At 68.5% G+C, this 16435-nt stretch carries 13 protein-coding genes and 1 pseudogene; all 14 read right to left on the bottom strand.

The features are described 5' to 3' along the window. Nucleotides 1–70: 70 nt before the first annotated feature. Nucleotides 71–862, bottom strand: coding sequence for an SDR family oxidoreductase (locus tag P1K89_RS13120; RefSeq protein WP_284616900.1), 792 nt, complete (start codon nt 860–862; stop codon nt 71–73). A gap of 17 nt (nt 863–879) precedes the next feature. Then, entirely contained in the window at nt 880–1098 is a 219-nt protein-coding gene (locus P1K89_RS13115; protein ID WP_284616899.1) for a hypothetical protein, read from the bottom strand. Then, nucleotides 1098–2924 (bottom strand): acyl-CoA dehydrogenase, encoded by a 1827-nt coding sequence (locus tag P1K89_RS13110; protein ID WP_284616898.1) that lies wholly within the window; start codon nt 2922–2924, stop codon nt 1098–1100. The genes P1K89_RS13115 and P1K89_RS13110 overlap by 1 nt, the downstream gene beginning before the upstream one ends. 23 nt (nt 2925–2947) lie before the next feature. Next, nucleotides 2948–3403 (bottom strand): PaaI family thioesterase, encoded by a 456-nt coding sequence (locus P1K89_RS13105; protein ID WP_284616897.1) that lies wholly within the window; start codon nt 3401–3403, stop codon nt 2948–2950. Beyond that, entirely contained in the window at nt 3400–4299 is a 900-nt protein-coding gene (locus P1K89_RS13100) for a haloalkane dehalogenase (protein ID WP_350081200.1), read from the bottom strand. The genes P1K89_RS13105 and P1K89_RS13100 overlap by 4 nt, the downstream gene beginning before the upstream one ends. A 22-nt stretch (nt 4300–4321) precedes the next feature. Continuing rightward, nucleotides 4322–5497, bottom strand: a complete 1176-nt coding sequence (locus P1K89_RS13095) for an acetyl-CoA C-acyltransferase (protein ID WP_284616896.1) — start codon at nt 5495–5497, stop codon at nt 4322–4324. A 34-nt stretch (nt 5498–5531) separates the two neighbouring features. Then, a pseudogene (locus P1K89_RS13090) lies at nt 5532–7046 on the bottom strand (M20 family peptidase); the annotation flags it as partial. A 16-nt stretch (nt 7047–7062) separates the two neighbouring features. Further along, nucleotides 7063–9168 carry a 3-hydroxyacyl-CoA dehydrogenase NAD-binding domain-containing protein gene (locus P1K89_RS13085; RefSeq protein WP_284616895.1) on the bottom strand — a complete coding sequence of 702 codons (2106 nt, stop codon included), beginning with the start codon at nt 9166–9168 and terminating at the stop codon, nt 7063–7065. 232 nt (nt 9169–9400) lie between these two features. Then, nucleotides 9401–10096, bottom strand: a complete 696-nt coding sequence (locus P1K89_RS13080; RefSeq protein WP_284616894.1) for an ABC transporter ATP-binding protein — start codon at nt 10094–10096, stop codon at nt 9401–9403. Nucleotides 10097–10113: 17 nt separating this feature from the next. Continuing rightward, the gene (locus P1K89_RS13075; protein WP_284616893.1) at nt 10114–10929 is read right to left on the bottom strand and encodes an ABC transporter ATP-binding protein; all 816 of its coding nucleotides are present in this window, start codon (nt 10927–10929) and stop codon (nt 10114–10116) included. Beyond that, a complete protein-coding gene (locus P1K89_RS13070; protein WP_284616892.1) occupies nt 10926–12233 on the bottom strand; it encodes a branched-chain amino acid ABC transporter permease in 1308 nt (435 codons plus the stop codon). The genes P1K89_RS13075 and P1K89_RS13070 overlap by 4 nt, the downstream gene beginning before the upstream one ends. Nucleotides 12234–12240: 7 nt before the next feature. Beyond that, on the bottom strand, nt 12241–13197 hold the full coding sequence (locus tag P1K89_RS13065; RefSeq protein ID WP_439897992.1) for a branched-chain amino acid ABC transporter permease: 957 nt from the start codon (nt 13195–13197) through the stop codon (nt 12241–12243). A 132-nt stretch (nt 13198–13329) separates the two neighbouring features. Further along, nucleotides 13330–14535, bottom strand: a complete 1206-nt coding sequence (locus tag P1K89_RS13060) for a branched-chain amino acid ABC transporter substrate-binding protein (protein ID WP_439897991.1) — start codon at nt 14533–14535, stop codon at nt 13330–13332. 228 nt (nt 14536–14763) lie between these two features. Then, the gene (locus P1K89_RS13055; RefSeq protein ID WP_284616889.1) at nt 14764–16416 is read right to left on the bottom strand and encodes a 3-(methylthio)propionyl-CoA ligase; all 1653 of its coding nucleotides are present in this window, start codon (nt 16414–16416) and stop codon (nt 14764–14766) included. Between the last annotated feature and the right edge of the window lie 19 nt (nt 16417–16435).

Here is a 16435-nt window from a genome sequence, read left to right as displayed (position 1 = left end):
GGCTCAGCCCCCGAGGGGATCGCGGGCCGGCTTGGGGCGGCCCGGCGCTCGGCCCGCGCGCTTCGTTTCATCATCCGCCCGAGACGCACGACACGCCGCCGTCCACCGCCAGGATCTGCCCGGTGATGTGCTTGCCCGCCTGGGACGCGAACAGCACGGCGGCGCCCTTCAGGTCGTCGTCGTCGCCCAGGCGGCGCAGCGGCGCGTGCGCGGCGAGCTTGTCCTCGCCCATGCGCTCCAGCGTGCCGCGGGTCATCTTGCTCGGGAAGAAGCCCGGCGCCAGCGCGTTGACGGTGATGCCGTGCTCGCCCCACTCGGCGGCCAGCACGCGGGTGAAGTTCACCACCGCGCCCTTGCTGGTGTTGTAGGCCACCGTCTCCATGCCGGCCGGGTTGCCGCCGAGTCCGGCGATCGACGCGACGTTGATGATGCGGCCGGAGCGGCGCGGGATCATCGACGACTTGGCGATGGCCTGGCTGAAGACGAACAGGCTGCGGATGTTCAGGTTCATCACCTTGTCCCAGGCCTCGAGCGGATGGTCCTCGGCCGGCGCACCCCACGCGGCGCCGGCGTTGTTGACCAGGATGTCGACGTGACCCAGGCGCTCCAGCGTCTCGGCGCAGACGCGGCGCGCGTCGTCGGGATCGCTGGCGTCAGCGGCGATCCAGCGCGCGTCGATGCCCTTGGCCGACAGCTGCGCGGCGGCCTCTTCCAGGTCGCCGGCCTTGCGCGACGTCAGCATGACCTTGGCGCCGGCTTCGCCGAGCGCCTCGGCGATCTGCAGGCCGAGGCCGCGCGAGCCGCCGGTGACCAGCGCGATGCGGCCGGAGAGGTCGAAGAGTTTCGAGATCGGGGTGCTCATGACGTGTCTTTCGCAGGTTATGGAGTGTCGCCCGGCAAGCGCGAGCGCAGGTAGATCAGCAGCACGCCGGCGCCGGCGACCAGCGCGCCGGCGACCACCATCGTCCAGCCGAGCGGAAAGTCGATGGCCTCGACCGCCAGGCCGAAGCACAGCAGCAGCAGGCCGCCGTACAGCAGGATCCAGGTCCACGCCTCGAGCCGGCGGATGGTGCGTGCGACATCGGGGGCGGCGCTCATCAGAACCACTCCTCGCGCATCTCGCGGCAGGTCGGGTTGCGGCTGGCGACGACCGCCAGCCAGGCGTCGACCTTCGGCAGCTCGTAGTCGAAGAAGTAGCGGCCCGCCTGCAGCTTGCCGCGGAAGAAGGCTTCCTCCTTCGCGAGGTGCTCGCGCGCGGTCAGCGAAACGTCCAGCCAGATCCACGCCAGCACCACGTGCCCGAAGGCCTGCAGGTAGGGCGTGGCATTGGCCAGCGCCTCTTCGGGAACGCCGCTCGCCCAGGCCGACTTGGTGGCAGCGCCCAGGCGTTGCAGCGCACCGGCCAGCGCATTGGCCTGCTCGCTCAGCGCATCGACCTGCAGCGCCCGTTCTATCGTGCGATTGACGCGTCCGGCCAGCAGCTTCAGCCCGGCGCCGCCGTCCATGATGACCTTGCGGCCGAGCAGGTCCAGCGCCTGGATGCCGTGCGTGCCCTCGTGGATCATGTTCAGGCGGTTGTCGCGCCAGTACTGCTCGACCGGGAAGTCGCGGGTGTAGCCGTAGCCGCCGAGCACCTGGATCGCGAGGCTGTTGGCCTCCAGGCACCACTCGCTGGGCCAGCTCTTGGCGATCGGCGTCAGCACCTCCAGCAGCAGCCCGGCCTCGCGCGAGGCGTCGGGCGCGCCGGTGTGCTGCTCGTCGACGAGGCGCGCGCAGTAAAGCTCCAGCGCCAGCGCGCCTTCGGCATACGACTTCTGCGCCAGCAGCATGCGCTTGACGTCGGCGTGCTGGATGATCGGCACCTGCGGCTGCGCACTCTGCTTGCCGCCGCCCTCGGTGATCGGCCGGCCCTGCGGGCGCTGCTTCGCGTACTCGAGCGACGCTTCGTAGCCAGCCATGCCGAGCATCGTCGCCGCCATGCCGACGCCGATGCGCGCCTCGTTCATCATGTGGAACATGCAGCGAAGGCCCTCGCCCGGCCGGCCGACGAGGTAGCCGACCGCGCCGCGCCGGCCGCCCGGCGTGAACTTGCCTTCGCCGAAGTTCAGCAGCGTGTTCGTCGTGCCGCGCCAGCCGCACTTGTGGTTCAGGCCCGCCAGCGCAACGTCGTTGCGCTCGCCCGTGAGCTCGCCGTCGGTGTTCACCAGCTTCTTCGGCACGATGAACAGCGAGATGCCCTTGGTGCCCGGGATCGGCTTGCCGTCCGGCCCGGGGATCTTCGCCAGCACGAGGTGGATGATGTTCTCGGTCAGCTCGTGTTCGCCGGCCGAGATCCACATCTTGTTGCCCGTCAGCCGGAAACGCGGGCCCAGCGGGTCGGCCTCGAAGTCGGCACCATCGGGCTCGGCCCGCGTCGCGACGTCGGACAGGCTGGAGCCGGCCTGCGGCTCGGACAGGCACATCGTGCCGGACCAGCGCCCGCTGAACTCGTTGAGCGCGAACACCTGCTTCTGCATTGCGGTGCCGTGGGCCATCAGCAGGTTCGCGTTGCCCACCGTCAGCAGGCCGCCGCCGATGCTGACCGACGCCTTGCCGAAGAAGCCGTTGGCCGCGGACTCGACGGTATAGGGCAGCTGCATGCCGCCGATCTCGTGGTCCTGCGCGGCGCTCAGCATGCCGGACTCGCCGTAGGCCTTCCACGCGTCGTGCGTGGCCTGCGGCAGGATCACCCGCTCGCCGTCGAATTTCGGCTCCTCGGTGTCGACGAGGCGATTGAACGGCGCGTACTTCTCGCGCGCGATGCGCTCGCAGGTGTCGAGCACCTGGGTGAAGGTCTCGTGCGAATGTTCGGCGAAGCGCGGGCGCTGCAACAGCTCGCCGACCTGCAGCCAGTCGTCGAGCAGGAAATCGATGGTCTGTCGCATGGGGCTCTCGGTAAGGACGGGATCTAGGCCGGCGGCACCACCGCCATCGTGCCACTCAGCTTGGCCACCAGTTGCTCGCGCTGGCCGTCGTCGCACCAGACCTCGGATTCGGTGAAGACGATCTGCCGGCCGGTCTTCAGCACGCGCGCGACGCAGCGCAGCCGGCCGCCCTTGGCCGCGCGCAGCAGGCTCACCTTCAGCTCGGCGGTGACGACGTAGCCGGAACGGCCGGGGTTGCCGGCGTCGCCATCGGTGCCGGCCAGCGGATCGCCGAGGCTGGATTGCGCCGCGGCGCCGGCCGAGTGGTCGGCCAGCGTGGTGATGACGCCGGCATGCACGAAGCCGGTGTGCTGCAGGTGGTGCGGCTGCACGACGAGCGAGGTGTGCAACTCGCCGGGGCTTGCCGCGTCGATGCGCACGCCCAGGTGCTTGACGAAGGGCGCGCGATCGAAGATGGCCTGCCAGCGTTCGAGGTTCATCGGTCGAGCTCGAAGTGCGCCAGTGCCGCACGCGCGATCGGCGCGCCCCACTCCTGGACGAAGTGGCCACCTTCAGCGACTTCCAGCGGGGGCGGGCAGTCCCGGATGGTGGCGTGCAGCGCCTGCATCGCCGCCGGACCGAGCACCGGATCCTGCATGCCGATGGCCATGAAGCTGGCGCCGCGCCACTCGTCGCGCCACCAGCGGGCGGCCGCGCGCGACGACGCCGCACCCGGCGCGTCGTCGCCGTCGGGCACGAGGTTCGGGAACGCACGCAGCGCGGCCTTGTAGGCGGGGTCGGGGAACGGCGCGTCGTAGGCCGCGATCTCGGCCGGCGTCATGTCCGGCTTGCCGCGCGCCAGCAGGCGGCCTACGGCCAGGTCCGGCTGGGCGTTGGAATACGCCCGCCACTGGCGGAAGCCCTCGGTGACGCGCCCGGTGCCCAGCGCGGTGTTCATCACCAGGAGCCGGGTGAAGCGCATCGGCTGCGACGGCGGCAGCGTCAGGCCGAACAGGCCGCCCCAATCCTGGCACACCAGCATCACGTCCTGCAGGTCGAGCTGGTCGACGAACTCCAGCAGGATCTGCCGATGGTGGTCGAAGCGGTGCCAGGCCGCATCGACCGGCTTGTCCGATCGCCCGAAGCCGATCAGGTCGGGCGCCACCACCCGCAGGCCGGCCGCGGTGAAGACCGGGATCATGCGTCGGTAGAGGTAGCTCCAGCTCGGGTTGCCGTGCAGGCACAGCGCGGTCGCCTTCGCATCGCGCGGACCTTCGTCGATGTAGTGCAGGCGCAGACCCTCCAGCGCCGGCAGGTCGTCGCGGTAGCGCGGCGCATAGGGGAAATCCGGCAACGCGGCGAAGCGTTCGTCCGGCGTGCGCAGCGCGGCGGTCACGTCGTACGCCCCTGCCCGATCGTCACAGCACCTCGAAGACGCCCGCGGCGCCCATGCCGCCGCCGATGCACATCGTCACGCAGACGCGCTTGGCGCCGCGGCGCTTGCCTTCGATCAGCGCATGGCCGGTCAGGCGCTGGCCGCTGACGCCGTACGGATGGCCGACGGCGATCGCGCCGCCGTTGACGTTCAGCCGGTCCATCGGGATGCCGAGCTTGTCGGCGCAGTACAGCACCTGCACCGCGAAGGCCTCGTTGAGCTCCCACAGGTCGATGTCGCTCACCTTGAGGCCCAGGCGGCCGAGCACCTTGGGCACCGCGAACACCGGGCCGATGCCCATCTCGTCGGGCTCGCAGCCGGCCACCGCGAAGCCGAGGAAGCGGCCGATCGGCTTCAGGCCCTTCTGCTGCGCGTAGGTGTCGCTGACGATCACGCAGGCGCCGCCGCCGTCGCTGAACTGGCTGGCATTGCCCGCCGTCACCACGCCGCCGGGCATCGCCGAGCGGATGCCCTGGATGCCTTCGACGGTGGTGCCCGGCCGCAGCCCTTCATCGGCGCTGACGGTCACTTCCTTCGAGCGCAGCCCCATCACCGGGTCGGCGACGCCGGCGGTCACGATGATCGGCGCGATCTCGTCCTTGAACTTGCCCGCCTCCTGCGCCGCGCAGGCCTTCTGCTGGCTGGCCGCGCCGTACTCGTCCATGCGCTGCTTCGGGATCGAGTAGCGCTTGGCGACGTTCTCGGCCGTCTGCAGCATGTTCCAGTAGATCTCGGGCTTGTGCTGCTTCAACCACGAGTCCTGCAGCATGTGCGTGTTCATCTCCTGCTGCACGCAGGAGATGCTCTCGACGCCGCCGGCGACGTAGACATCGCCCTCGCCGGCGATGATGCGCTGCGACGCCATCGCGATGGTCTGCAGGCCGCTGGAGCAGAAGCGGTTGACGGTGACGCCGCCCACGGTGATCGGCAGGCCGGCGCGCAAGGCGATCTGGCGCGCGATGTTGGCGCCCGTCGCGCCCTCGGGATTCGCGCAGCCCATCAGCACGTCCTCCACCGCGCCGGGATCGATGCCCGCGCGCTGGACGGCGTGCTGCACCGCATGGCCGCCCAGCGTCGCGCCGTGCGTCATGTTGAAGGCGCCCTTCCAGCTCTTCGTCAGCGGTGTGCGGGCGGTGGAAACGATGACGGCGTTGCTCATGGAGAGGCTCCTTCGGTGGATCGGGAATGGGGGGTCACTGGCTCGCAGCGCGTGCGTTGCCGCTCGCTGCCGGACCGGCGGTCTGCTGGATCAGTCGGTGGTAGAAGCGCACCAGCTCGGCCAGGTTGGCCAGCGAGATGCGTTCGTTGGTGCCGTGGAAGCGGGCCAGGTCCTCGGGCTTCGCGCGGATCGGCGAGAAGCGGAACACCTGCTCGGTGAAGGGTTCGAAATGCCGCGCATCGGTGGCGCCGAGCATCAGGCCCGGCGCGACCAGCGTGCCGGGGAACAGCTCGCGCACCGTGCGGTTGATCGCCTGGTACGAGCGCGAATCGGACGAGGACACGCGCGACGGCGGGAAGTCGCCCGGCAGCACCGAGACCTCGATCGCCGGATCGTCTATCACGCGGTTGACGTGGCGCACCACGTCGTCCTTCGTATCGCCGGGCAGCAGGCGGAAGTTGACGGTGGCTTCGGCGCGGCCGGGCAGCACGTTCTCCTTGTTGCCGGCGCTGGCCAGCGTCAGCGCGGTGGTCGTGCGCAGCATCGCGTTGGTGCCCTGCCCCTGCTGCAGCTGCTTCATCAGCAGCGGCTCGAACAACCAGCGGTTGGTCAGCGCGACGCGGCCGATGCCGCTCATCTCGGGCCCCACCGCGTCGAACATCTGCCCGGCGACGCCAACCAGCGCGGCCGGCATCGGCGCCGCATCGACACGCTGCAGCGCGCGGCTCAGCTGCGCGATCGCCGAGCGCCCCGGCGGCGGCGGCATCGACGAGTGGCCCGGCGTCGCCTTGGACTTCAGCAGCAGCGACACCGAGCCCTTCTCCGCCAGCCCGATCAACGCCGCCGGCGCCTTCAGGCCGGGCATGATGCCCTCGGTGATCAGCAGGCCCTCGTCGATCGCGAACTCCAGCTTGACGCCGCGCTGCTGCAGCAGCTTCGCGATCTGCAGCGCGCCGCGCTGGCCGCCGACCTCCTCGTCGGCGCCGAAGACGAGGTAGATCGTGCGCTCGGGCCGGAAGCCGGCGGCCACCAGCGCCTCCACCGCTTCCATCTGCGAGATCAGGTTGGCCTTGTCGTCCCACGAGCCGCGGCCCCAGACGTAGCCTTCCATGATCTCGCCGCCGAAGGGCGCGGCCTGCCAGTCGTCCTCGGTGCCCGGGGCGATGGGCACCACGTCCTGGTGGGCCATCAGCGCGATCGGCTTGGCCGCGGCGTCGCTGCCGGGCCAGGTGTAGAGCAGGCTCAGGTCCCCCACCACCTCGCGCTTCAGCGTGGCATGCAGCTTCGGATAACGCGCCTGCAGGTGCGCGTGCAGCGCCCGGAACTGGTCGGCGTTCAAGGCCGCATCGTCGACCGACGACACGGTCTTCGCGCGGATGGCCACCGCCAGCGACGCGGCCACCGAGCCCTCGTCGACGGCCAGGCCCTTGACCGGCGGCACGTCGAGCTGGCGCGAGCCCTGGCGCCAGGTATTCACCGCCAGCACCGCGGCCAGCAGCGCGACCAGCGCGACCAGGCCGAGCAGGAGACGCTTCAACATGGTGGTGGCCGCGGCTGTGGAGGTGTCAGCTGAAGGTCTTGCCTTCGGCCGCCAGCTTCGCCAGCAGCGGCGCCGGCTGCCAGAAGGAGGCGTCGTCGTGCGGGTTGGCGGCGAAACGCTTCATCGCCGCGACGACGTTGAACAGGCCCACCTGGTCCGCGTAGCACAGCGGCCCGCCGCGGTGCAGCGGGAAGCCGTAGCCGGTCAGGTAGACCATGTCGATGTCGCTGGCCTTGTTGGCGATGCCTTCCTCGAGGATCTTGGCGGCCTCGTTGACCAGCGCGAAGACCAGGCGCTGCACGATTTCCTCGTCGGAGATCAAGCGCTTAGTGATGCCCTGCTCCTTGCGGTAGTCGGCGATCATCTGCTCGACCAGCGGCGACGGGATCGCGTCGCGCTTGCCGGCCTGGTAGTCGTACCAGCCGGCGCCGGTCTTCTGGCCGAAGCGGCCCAGCTCGCAGAGCAGGTCGGCGGTCTTGCTGTAGCGCATGCCCGGCCGCTCCTGCGCGCGGCGCTTGCGGATCGCCCAGCCGATGTCGTTGCCCGCGAGGTCGCCCATGCGGAACGGGCCCATCGCGAAGCCGAACTTCTCGACCGCCTTGTCCACCTGTTGCGGCGTGCAGCCTTCGTCCAGCAGGTAGCCGGCCTGGCGGCTGTACTGCTCGATCATGCGGTTGCCGATGAAGCCGTCGCAGACACCGGAGACCACCGCCGTCTTGCGGATCTTCTTCCCGATGGCCATCACCGTGGCCAGCACGTCCTTCGCGGTGGCCTTGCCACGCACCACCTCCAGCAGCTTCATCACGTTGGCCGGGCTGAAGAAGTGCATGCCGACGACGTCCTGCGGGCGCTTCGTGAAGGCCGCGATCTTGTCGACGTCCAGGGTCGAGGTGTTCGACGCCAGGATGGCGCCGGGCTTGGCGACTTCGTCGAGCTTCTTGAACACCGCTTCCTTGACGCCCATCTCCTCGAAGACGGCCTCGATGATCAGGTCGCAGTCCTTCAGGTCGTCGTAGCTCAGCGTGGTCGACAGCAGCGCCATGCGCTGCTCGTACTTGTCCGACTTCAGCTTGCCCTTCTTGACCTGGGCCTCGTAGTTCTTGCGGATCGTGCCGATGCCGCGGTCCAGCGCCTCCTGCTTCATCTCGAGGATGGTCACCGGAATGCCGGCGTTGAGGAAGTTCATGCTGATGCCGCCGCCCATCGTGCCGGCGCCGATGACGCCGACCTTCCTGATCTCGCGCTGCGGCGTGTCCTCGGGCACGTCGGGGATCTTGCTGGCCGCTCGCTCGCCGAAGAAGGCATGGCGCAGCGCCTTGCACTCGGGCGTGAACATCAGCGCCGTGAAGATCTCGCGCTCGCCCTGCATGCCCTCGTCGAACTTCTTCTTGATCGACATCTCCACTGCATCGACGCACTTGGCCGGCGCGGGGAAGTTCTTGCTCATCGCCTTGACGGTGTTGCGCGCGAACTGGATGTAGCCGTCGGCGTTCTCGTGCGAGACCTTCAGGTCGCGCACCAGCGGCAGCGGCGCGCCGCCGGCATGCTTGGCGGCCACTTCCTTCGCGAAGGCGATCGCGCCGGCCATCAGGTCGCCATCGATCACCTTGTCGAAGAGCTTCTGGCCCGGCAGCGAGGCCAGCAGCTCGCTCTTCACCGGCTCGCCGCTGACGATGATGTTCAGCGCGGTCTCCAGCCCCAGCACGCGCGGCAGGCGCTGCGTGCCGCCGGCGCCGGGGATCAGGCCGATCTTGACCTCGGGCAGCGCGATCTGCGCGCCGGGCGCGGTGACGCGGTAATGGCAGCCGAGCGAGAGCTCCAGCCCGCCGCCCATGCAGACGGAGTGGATCGCCGCGACGATCGGCTTGGTGCTCAGCTCGAGCGCGCGGATCACGCTCAGCAGGTTGGGCTCGGCGGTGGCCTTGGGCGACCCGAACTCGCGGATGTCCGCGCCACCCGAGAAGGCCTTGCCGGCGCCGGTGATGACGATGGCCTGCACCGCGGCATCGGCCTGCGCGCGGTCGAGCCCGTCGACGATCGCGCGGCGGGTGTCGTAGCCGAGGCCGTTGACCGGCGGGTTGTTCAGCGTGATGACAGCGATGCCGTCGCGGATCTCGTAGCTGGCGCTCATGAAGGCCCCCTTCAACGCGGTGGAAGTGAATGGGTAAGGTGCTGGAAAAGCACGATCGTTCGATTCTAGGTATGGGTCATCGTCGGACGATGTCCCTGGAGCGACAAGGCTTGCGGGCTTGGTGGAAACCCTCGTCTTGGCGCGCAACGCAGCGGGAGACACCCAGGCGAGCCGGCGCCCGCCCGGTACTAGCAGGCCAAGGAAGCGTCCCGCATCCCGCGGGAAGCCGGCTCTAGACCTCCAGCCACTCCTTGCGCACGTAGGCATTGGCCTTCAGCTCGGCCGGCGTGCCCTCGAACACGATCTGGCCGTGACCCATCACCAGGCAGCGCTGGCTGACCTCCAGCGCGATCGTCAGCTTCTGCTCGACCAGCAGCACCGAGACGCCGCGGCGCTTCAGTTCGCGCAGGTACTCGGCGACCAGCTCGACGATCTTCGGCGCCAGGCCCTCGGTGGGTTCGTCGATCATGATCAGGTCGGGGTCGCCCATCAGCGTGCGGCACAGCGTCAGCATCTGCTGCTCGCCGCCGGACAGCACGCCGGCCTCCGTGTGCTGGCGTTCCTTCAGGCGCGGGAACATGCCGTACATGTCGTCGAAGCTCCAGCGCGGCTGCTTCTTGCCGCGCTTCTCGCCAAGCATCAGGTTCTGGTGCACGGTGAGCTTCGGGAAGATGTCGCGGTTCTCCGGCACGTAGCCGATGCCGAGGTGCGCGATCTCGTAGGCCTGGCGGCCGAGGATGGCCTCGTCGCGCCAGCTCACCGCGCCCTGGCCTTCGACCAGGCCCATGATGGTCTTGACGGTGGTCGAGCGGCCCGAGCCGTTGCGGCCGAGCAGCGCGACGATCTCGCCGGGGCCGACATCGAAGCTGACCCCGTGCAGCACGTGGCTCTTGCCGTAGAACGCGTGCAGGTCGTGCAGTTTGAGCATCGTGGTTCCCGCGGTGATCAATGGCCCGCCGAAGCGGGCGCGTGCGCCTGGTCGGCCGCCTGCTGCTCGGCGGCCTGGGCATCGGCCAGCACGGAACCGAGGTAGGCCTCCTGCACGCGCGCATTGGCGCGCACCGCATCGGGCACGTCGAAGGCGATGACCTCGCCGTAGACCAGCACTGCGATCTTGTCGGCCAGGCCGAACACCACGCCCATGTCGTGCTCCACCGTCAGCAGCGTCTTGCCGGCGGTGACCTCGCGGATCAGCTGGATGAAGCGCTTGGTCTCGCTCTTGCTCATGCCGGCGGTCGGCTCGTCGAGCAGGATGACGTTCGAGCCGCCGGCGATCGTGATGCCGATCTCCAGCGCACGCTGCTCGGCGTAGGTCAGGTTCATCGCGAGGTGGTCGCGCCGGCGCTCGAGCTTGATCATCGCCAGCACTTCCTCGGCGCGGTCGTTCGCGTCGTGCGCGCCGGCCAGGAACTTCCAGAACGCGTAGCGGTAGCCCTGCGACCACAGCACCGCGCAGCGCAGGTTCTCGAACACCGACAGGCGCACGAACAGGTTCGAGACCTGGAAGCTGCGCGACAGCCCGCGGCGGTTGATCTGGAACGGCGTCAGCCCGTCGATGCGCTCGCCGTTGAGCAGGATCTCGCCGCTGGTGGAACCGAAGCGGCCGCTGATCAGGTTGAACAGCGTCGACTTGCCGGCGCCGTTGGGCCCGATGATCGCCACCCGCTCGCCCGGCTTCACCGCCAGGTTCGCGCCGCGGATGATCTCGGTCTTGCCGAAGCTCTTGCGCACGTCGCGCAGCTCGACCGCATAGGCACTCATAGAGCCTCCCGGCGCTTGATCTCTTTCTCGATCTCTTCCTGGATCACGCCCCACTCGCGGCTGAAGCTGCGGCGGGTGAACTCGAACATCAGCACGCCGGTCAGCATCACGAAGGCCGCGCCGAACCAGCTGTCGAGGCCGTTGGCGTTCAGCGTGGCGCCCATGAAGTCCATCTGCGGACCGAGCGCGGTGTTCAGCTGCAGGTGGTAGACCATCTCGATCATCGCGGCGGCGCCGATCAGCGCGACCAGCGCCGAGCCGCCGAGCGCGAGGTACGAGGTCCACACCCGCTTCAGCTTGCCGAAGGCCGCAAGCCGCAGGTTCATCATGATCAGGCTGGCGATGCCGCCGGGCGCGTACATCACCATGAACAGGAACACGATGCCCAGGTACAGCAGCCAGGCCTTGGTCAGCTCCGACAGCAGCACGCCGGCAATGACCATCAGCACCGCGCCGATGATCGGTCCGAAGAAGAACGTGGCGCCGCCGAGGAACACGAACAGCAGGTAGGCGCCCGAGCGGGCCGCGCCGACGACCTCGGCCGTGACGATCTCGAAGTTCAGCGCCGACAGCCCGCCCGAGATGCCGGCGAAGAAGCCGGAGATCATGAACGCGAGGTAGCGCACGTTCTGGGTGCTGTAGCCGATGAACTCGACCCGCTCCGGGTTGTCGCGCACGGCGTTGAGGATGCGGCCCAGCGGGGTGCGCGTCAGCGCGTACATCGCGGCGGTGGAGACGAAGCAGTAGATCGCGATCAGGTAGTAGACCTGGATCTGCGGCCCGAAGCTGATGCCCATCACCGGCTTGCCGATCACGCGGTTGCCCGAGACGCCGCCTTCGCCGCCGAAGAACTCGGGGATCATCAGCGACATCGACCACACCAGCTCGCCGATGCCCAGCGTGATCATCGCGAAGGTGGTGCCGGACTTCTTCGTCGTCACATAGCCCAGCAGCGCCGCGAAGAACAGCCCCGACAGGCCGCCCACCAGCGGCACCAGGCTGACCGGCAGGCTCAGCGTGCCCGCCGTCACCATGTTCAGCGTGTGGATCGCGAGGAACGCGCCCAGGCCGCTGTACACCGCATGGCCGAAGCTCAGCATGCCGCCCTGGCCCAGCAGCAGGTTGTAGGCCAGGCAGGCGATGATCGCGATGCCCATCTGCGACAGCAGGGTCTGCGCGAAGCCGCTGGTCCACAGCAGCGGCGCCACGGCGAGGACCAGCGCGAAGCCGCCCCAGATGATCCAGCGGCCGACGTTGAACGGGCGGAAGTGGACGTGCGGTCGGGATTCGTGAACGTGGCTCATCTCGTGTTCACCCTTCCCGCGTGCCCAGCAGGCCTTTGGGCCGGAAGACCAGGATCAGCACCAGCAGCAGGTACGGCAGGATCGGCGCCGCCTGCGCCAGCGTGATGCGCAGCAGCGGCCAGCCGGGCGAGCTCGGGCCCACCTGGCCGCCCATCGCGTTGATCGCGTCGGCGAAGGACTTGTCGACCGTCAGCGGCAGCGTCTGAAGCAGGCCGATCAGCAGCGACGCGACGAACGCGCCCGCCAGCGAGCCCATGCCGCCCACCACGACGACGACGAAGATGATGGAACCCACCACCGCGGCCATCGCCGGTTCGGTGACGAAGGTAATGCCGCCGATCACGCCGGCCAGGCCCGCCAGCGCGCAGCCCGAGCCGAAGACCAGCATGAACACGCGCGGCACGTTGTGGCCCAGCGACTCGACCGCTTCCGGATGCGTCAGCGCCGCCTGGATCACCAGGCCGATGCGGGTGCGCGTCAGCAGCAGCCACAGCGACAGCAGCATCAGCAGCGCGACGATCATCATGAACGCACGCGTCATCGGGAAGCGCGAGCACTGCGCGGTCTTGCACACCGCGTCCGACGCCGCGCCGAGCGCGATCGACAGCCCGTCGGCGCCCTGCACCACGGTGAACGCCGCGCCCTGCAGCAGCGCCGGCGGATCGAAGTTCACCGGCGTGCGGCCCCAGATCAGCTGCACGACCTCCAGCACGACATACGACAGCCCGAAGGTGATCAGCAGCTCCGGCACGTGGCCGAACTTGTGCACGCGGCGCAGCGCGGTGCGCTCGAAGAACGCGCCGGCCATGCCGACCACCAGCGGCGCGACGAACAGCGCCGGCCAGAAGCCCACCAGCCGCGTCAGCGAGTACGCGAAGTAGGCGCCGATCATGTAGAAGCTGGCGTGCGCGAAGTTCAGCACGCCCATCATGCTGAAGATCAGCGTCAGCCCGGAGCTGAGCATGAACAGCAGCAGCCCGGAGCTGACGCCGTTCAAGACATTGATGAGAACCTGGTCCACGGTGGCTTCCCGGCGCGGCAGCGAAAAAAAGGCCCGTCGGAGCGGTCTCCGCCGGGCCGGCGCGTCATCGGCCGATCAGGGCCGCTTCATCTGGCACGACGTCGGCGTGCTGGCGACATAGGCCTCGTACGCCTTGACCGGCTGAAAGTTGTAGCCGGTGTTCTCGACGCTGTACGGCGCCTTCGCATCGGCCTTCTTCCACACGGTGACGAACAGCGCCTGCTGCAGCTGGTGGTCGGTCTTGCGCATCTCGACGTCGCCGTTGAAGCCCTTGAACTTGATGCCTTCCATCGCTGCGGCGACCTTGGCCGGATCGGTGGTCTTGGCCTGCGCCATCGCGCTCGACAGCAACGCGAAGGCGTTGTAGGTGGCCATCGTGTAGTAGTCGTCGTTGAACTTGGCCTTGAAGGCGTCGCCGAGCTTGCCGACTTCGCCCGGCATGTTCGAGTGCGCATAGGCGACGACATAGACGCGGCCGGCCGCGGCGGGCCCTAGCGCCGTGGGCGTGCCGGTGACGCCGGCGTAGTAGGTCAGGAACTTGACGTTGAGGCCGGCATCGTTGGCCGCCTTGATCAGCAGCGTCAGGTCCGAGCCCCAGTTGCCGGTCAGGATGGTGTCGGCACCGGCGGCCTTGATCTTCGCGATGTACGGCGCGAAGTCGCGCACCTGCGCCAGCGGGTGCAGGTCGTCGCCGACGATCTTGATGTCGGGCCGCTTGCGCGCGAGGATTTCCTTCGCATAGCGCGACACCTGGTGGCCGTGCGCGTAGTTCTGGTTGATCAGGTAGACGTTCTTGATGTCCGCCTGGTCCTTCACCCAGGTGGTCAGCGCCTCCATCTTCATCGACGTGTCCGCGTCGAGGCGGAAGTGCCAGTAGCTGCACTTGCTGTTCGTCAGGTCGGGATCGACCGCCGCGTAGTTCAGGTAGACGACTTCCTTGCCCGGGTTGCGCTCGTTGTGCTTCTGCACCGCATCCATGATCGCCAGCGCCGCGCCGGAGCCGTTGCCCTGCACGATGTAGCGCACGCCCTGGTCGATCAGCGACTTGACGGCGTTGATGCTTTCCTGCGGGCTGAGCTTGTTGTCGATGGGCACCATCTCGAACTTCACGCCCGCCGGGTTGCTCTTGCTGAAGTGCTCGGCGACGAACTGGAAGCTCTTGATCTGGTTCTGGCCGACCGGCGCCATCAGGCCGGACAGCGGATCGACCCAGCCGACCTTGACCGTCTCACCCTTTTGCGCGTGAGCCGCCGCTGCGCCCAACGCCAGCACCGCAGCCATCGCGACACTCGAGAAACCCTTCGAAATCCGCATGTTCGTCTCCGAAATTTGATGCACCGCAACCAGCGCAAGACGGTACCGGAAGGGGCCCGGCTCGCGCTTCAGGGACTACCCCACGCAGGGGTGTCGCGGCAGAGACAGCCCTTATGTCCCTGCTGTCATCCCTGCTGTCATCCCTGCTGTGGTCCCCGATGTCGCCAGGGCGGCCCTCCCGCCGTCACGCGGGTGTCAGGCCGCCGGCAGGCGGTGGTCCTTGAACTGCTCGCGCAGCTTGAGCTTCTGGATCTTGCCGGTGGCCGTGTGCGGCAGCTCCGGCACGAAGGCGACGTCGTCCGGGATCTGCCACTTCGCGATGCGGCCCTCGTAGAACTGCAGCAGCTCGTCGCGCGTGACCTCGGCACCGGGCTTCTTCACCACCACCAGCAGCGGACGCTCGTCCCACTTCGGATGCTTCGCGGCGATCACCGCGGCCTCGTGCAGCGCGGGGTGGGCCATCGCGATGTTCTCCAGCTCGATCGAGCTGATCCATTCGCCGCCGGACTTGATCACGTCCTTCGAGCGGTCGGTGATCTGCATGAAGCCGTCGGCGTCGATGGTCGCGACGTCGCCGGTCGGGAACCAGCCGGCCTCGCCGTCGACCGTGATCAGCGGCGACTGCCCGGCCTGGCCGTAGTAGCTCGAGATCACCCAGGGCCCGCGCACGACGAGGTTGCCCGAGGCCGCGCCGTCCCACGGCAGCGCATGGCCGTCGTCGTCGACGATCGCCATGTCGATGCCGCAGATCGCGCGACCCTGCTTCTCAAGCAGCTTCTGCTGCTGCTCGCGCGGCAGCGTCGCATGCTTGGACTTCAGCTTCGACAGCGTGCCCAGCGGCGACAGCTCGGTCATGCCCCAGGCATGGATCACCTCGACGCCGAAGTCGTCCTGCAGCGTCTTCATCATCGCCGGCGGGCAGGCCGAGCCGCCGATCACCGTGCGCTTGAAGGTCGAGAACCTCAGGTTGTTCGACTTCACATAGGTCAAGAGGCCCAGCCACACCGTCGGCACGCCGGCGGAGAAGGTCACCTTCTCCTCCTCGAAGAGCTCGTAGAGCGACTTGCCGTCCAGGTGCGGGCCGGGCATCACCAGCTTGCAGCCCACCAGCGCGCAGGCATACGGCAGGCCCCAGGCATTGACGTGGAACATCGGCACCACCGGCAGCACGACGTCGGCGCTGGAGCAGTCCATCGCGTCGGGCAGCGCGGCGGCGTAGGCATGCAGCACGCTGGAACGGTGGCTGTAGACGGCGCCCTTCGGGTTGCCCGTGGTGCCCGAGGTGTAGCAGATGCTCGACGCGGTGTTTTCGTCGAAGCTCGGCCAGCTGTAGGCGCCGTCCTCGGCCTCGACCAGCTCCTCGTAGCACAGCAGGTTCGGGATCGCGCTCTGCGCCGGCATGTGCGCGCGATCGGTCATCAGCACGAAGTGCTTCACCGTCGGCATCTGCGCGGCGAGCTTCTCGATCAGCGGCAGGAAGTTCAGCTCGAAGAACAGCGCCGCGTCGGCCGCGTCGTTGGCGATCCAGGCGATCTGCTCGGGGAACAGGCGCGGGTTGATGGTGTGGCACACCAGCTGGGAGCCAGAGGTGCCGTAGTAGATCTCCAGGTGCCGGTAGCCGTTCCAGGCCAGGGTGGCGGCGCGGTCGCCGGCCCGCAGGCCCAGCCGCGCCAGCGCCTGCGCGAGCTTGCGCGAGCGCAATTCCACCTCGGCCCAGCTCGTGCGGTGGATGTCGCCCTCGACGCGCTTGGACACGATAGTCGTGTCGCCGGCATGGCGCGCCGCGTGCCGCACGAGCGACGAGATCAACAGCGGCATCTGCATCATCTGGCCCATCAAGGCTGACATGGTCGTGGTCTCCGTGGTC

This window comes from Aquabacterium humicola (assembly GCF_030167915.1).
Lineage (GTDB): Bacteria > Pseudomonadota > Gammaproteobacteria > Burkholderiales > Burkholderiaceae_C > Pseudaquabacterium > Pseudaquabacterium humicola.
The sequence above is the reverse complement of the archived record's forward strand: the minus strand, read 5'-3'. Positions and strand labels throughout refer to the sequence as shown.

Excerpts from the sequence above, each read along its gene's own strand:
- P1K89_RS13080 (WP_284616894.1), bottom strand. The coding sequence starts at position 10,096 with ATGCTCAAACTGCACGACCTGCACGCGTTCTACGGCAAGAGCCACGTG.
- P1K89_RS13075 (WP_284616893.1), bottom strand. The coding sequence starts at position 10,929 with ATGAGTGCCTATGCGGTCGAGCTGCGCGACGTGCGCAAGAGCTTCGGC.
- P1K89_RS13110 (WP_284616898.1), bottom strand. The coding sequence starts at position 2,924 with ATGCGACAGACCATCGATTTCCTGCTCGACGACTGGCTGCAGGTCGGC.
- P1K89_RS13115 (WP_284616899.1), bottom strand. The coding sequence starts at position 1,098 with ATGAGCGCCGCCCCCGATGTCGCACGCACCATCCGCCGGCTCGAGGCG.
- P1K89_RS13065 (WP_439897992.1), bottom strand. The coding sequence starts at position 13,197 with ATGCTCAGCTCCGGGCTGACGCTGATCTTCAGCATGATGGGCGTGCTG.
- P1K89_RS13095 (WP_284616896.1), bottom strand. The coding sequence starts at position 5,497 with ATGAGCAACGCCGTCATCGTTTCCACCGCCCGCACACCGCTGACGAAG.
- P1K89_RS13085 (WP_284616895.1), bottom strand. The coding sequence starts at position 9,168 with ATGAGCGCCAGCTACGAGATCCGCGACGGCATCGCTGTCATCACGCTG.
- P1K89_RS13055 (WP_284616889.1), bottom strand. The coding sequence starts at position 16,416 with ATGTCAGCCTTGATGGGCCAGATGATGCAGATGCCGCTGTTGATCTCG.
- P1K89_RS13070 (WP_284616892.1), bottom strand. The coding sequence starts at position 12,233 with ATGAGCCACGTTCACGAATCCCGACCGCACGTCCACTTCCGCCCGTTC.
- P1K89_RS13060 (WP_439897991.1), bottom strand. The coding sequence starts at position 14,535 with ATGGCTGCGGTGCTGGCGTTGGGCGCAGCGGCGGCTCACGCGCAAAAG.
- P1K89_RS13120 (WP_284616900.1), bottom strand. The coding sequence starts at position 862 with ATGAGCACCCCGATCTCGAAACTCTTCGACCTCTCCGGCCGCATCGCG.
- P1K89_RS13105 (WP_284616897.1), bottom strand. The coding sequence starts at position 3,403 with ATGAACCTCGAACGCTGGCAGGCCATCTTCGATCGCGCGCCCTTCGTC.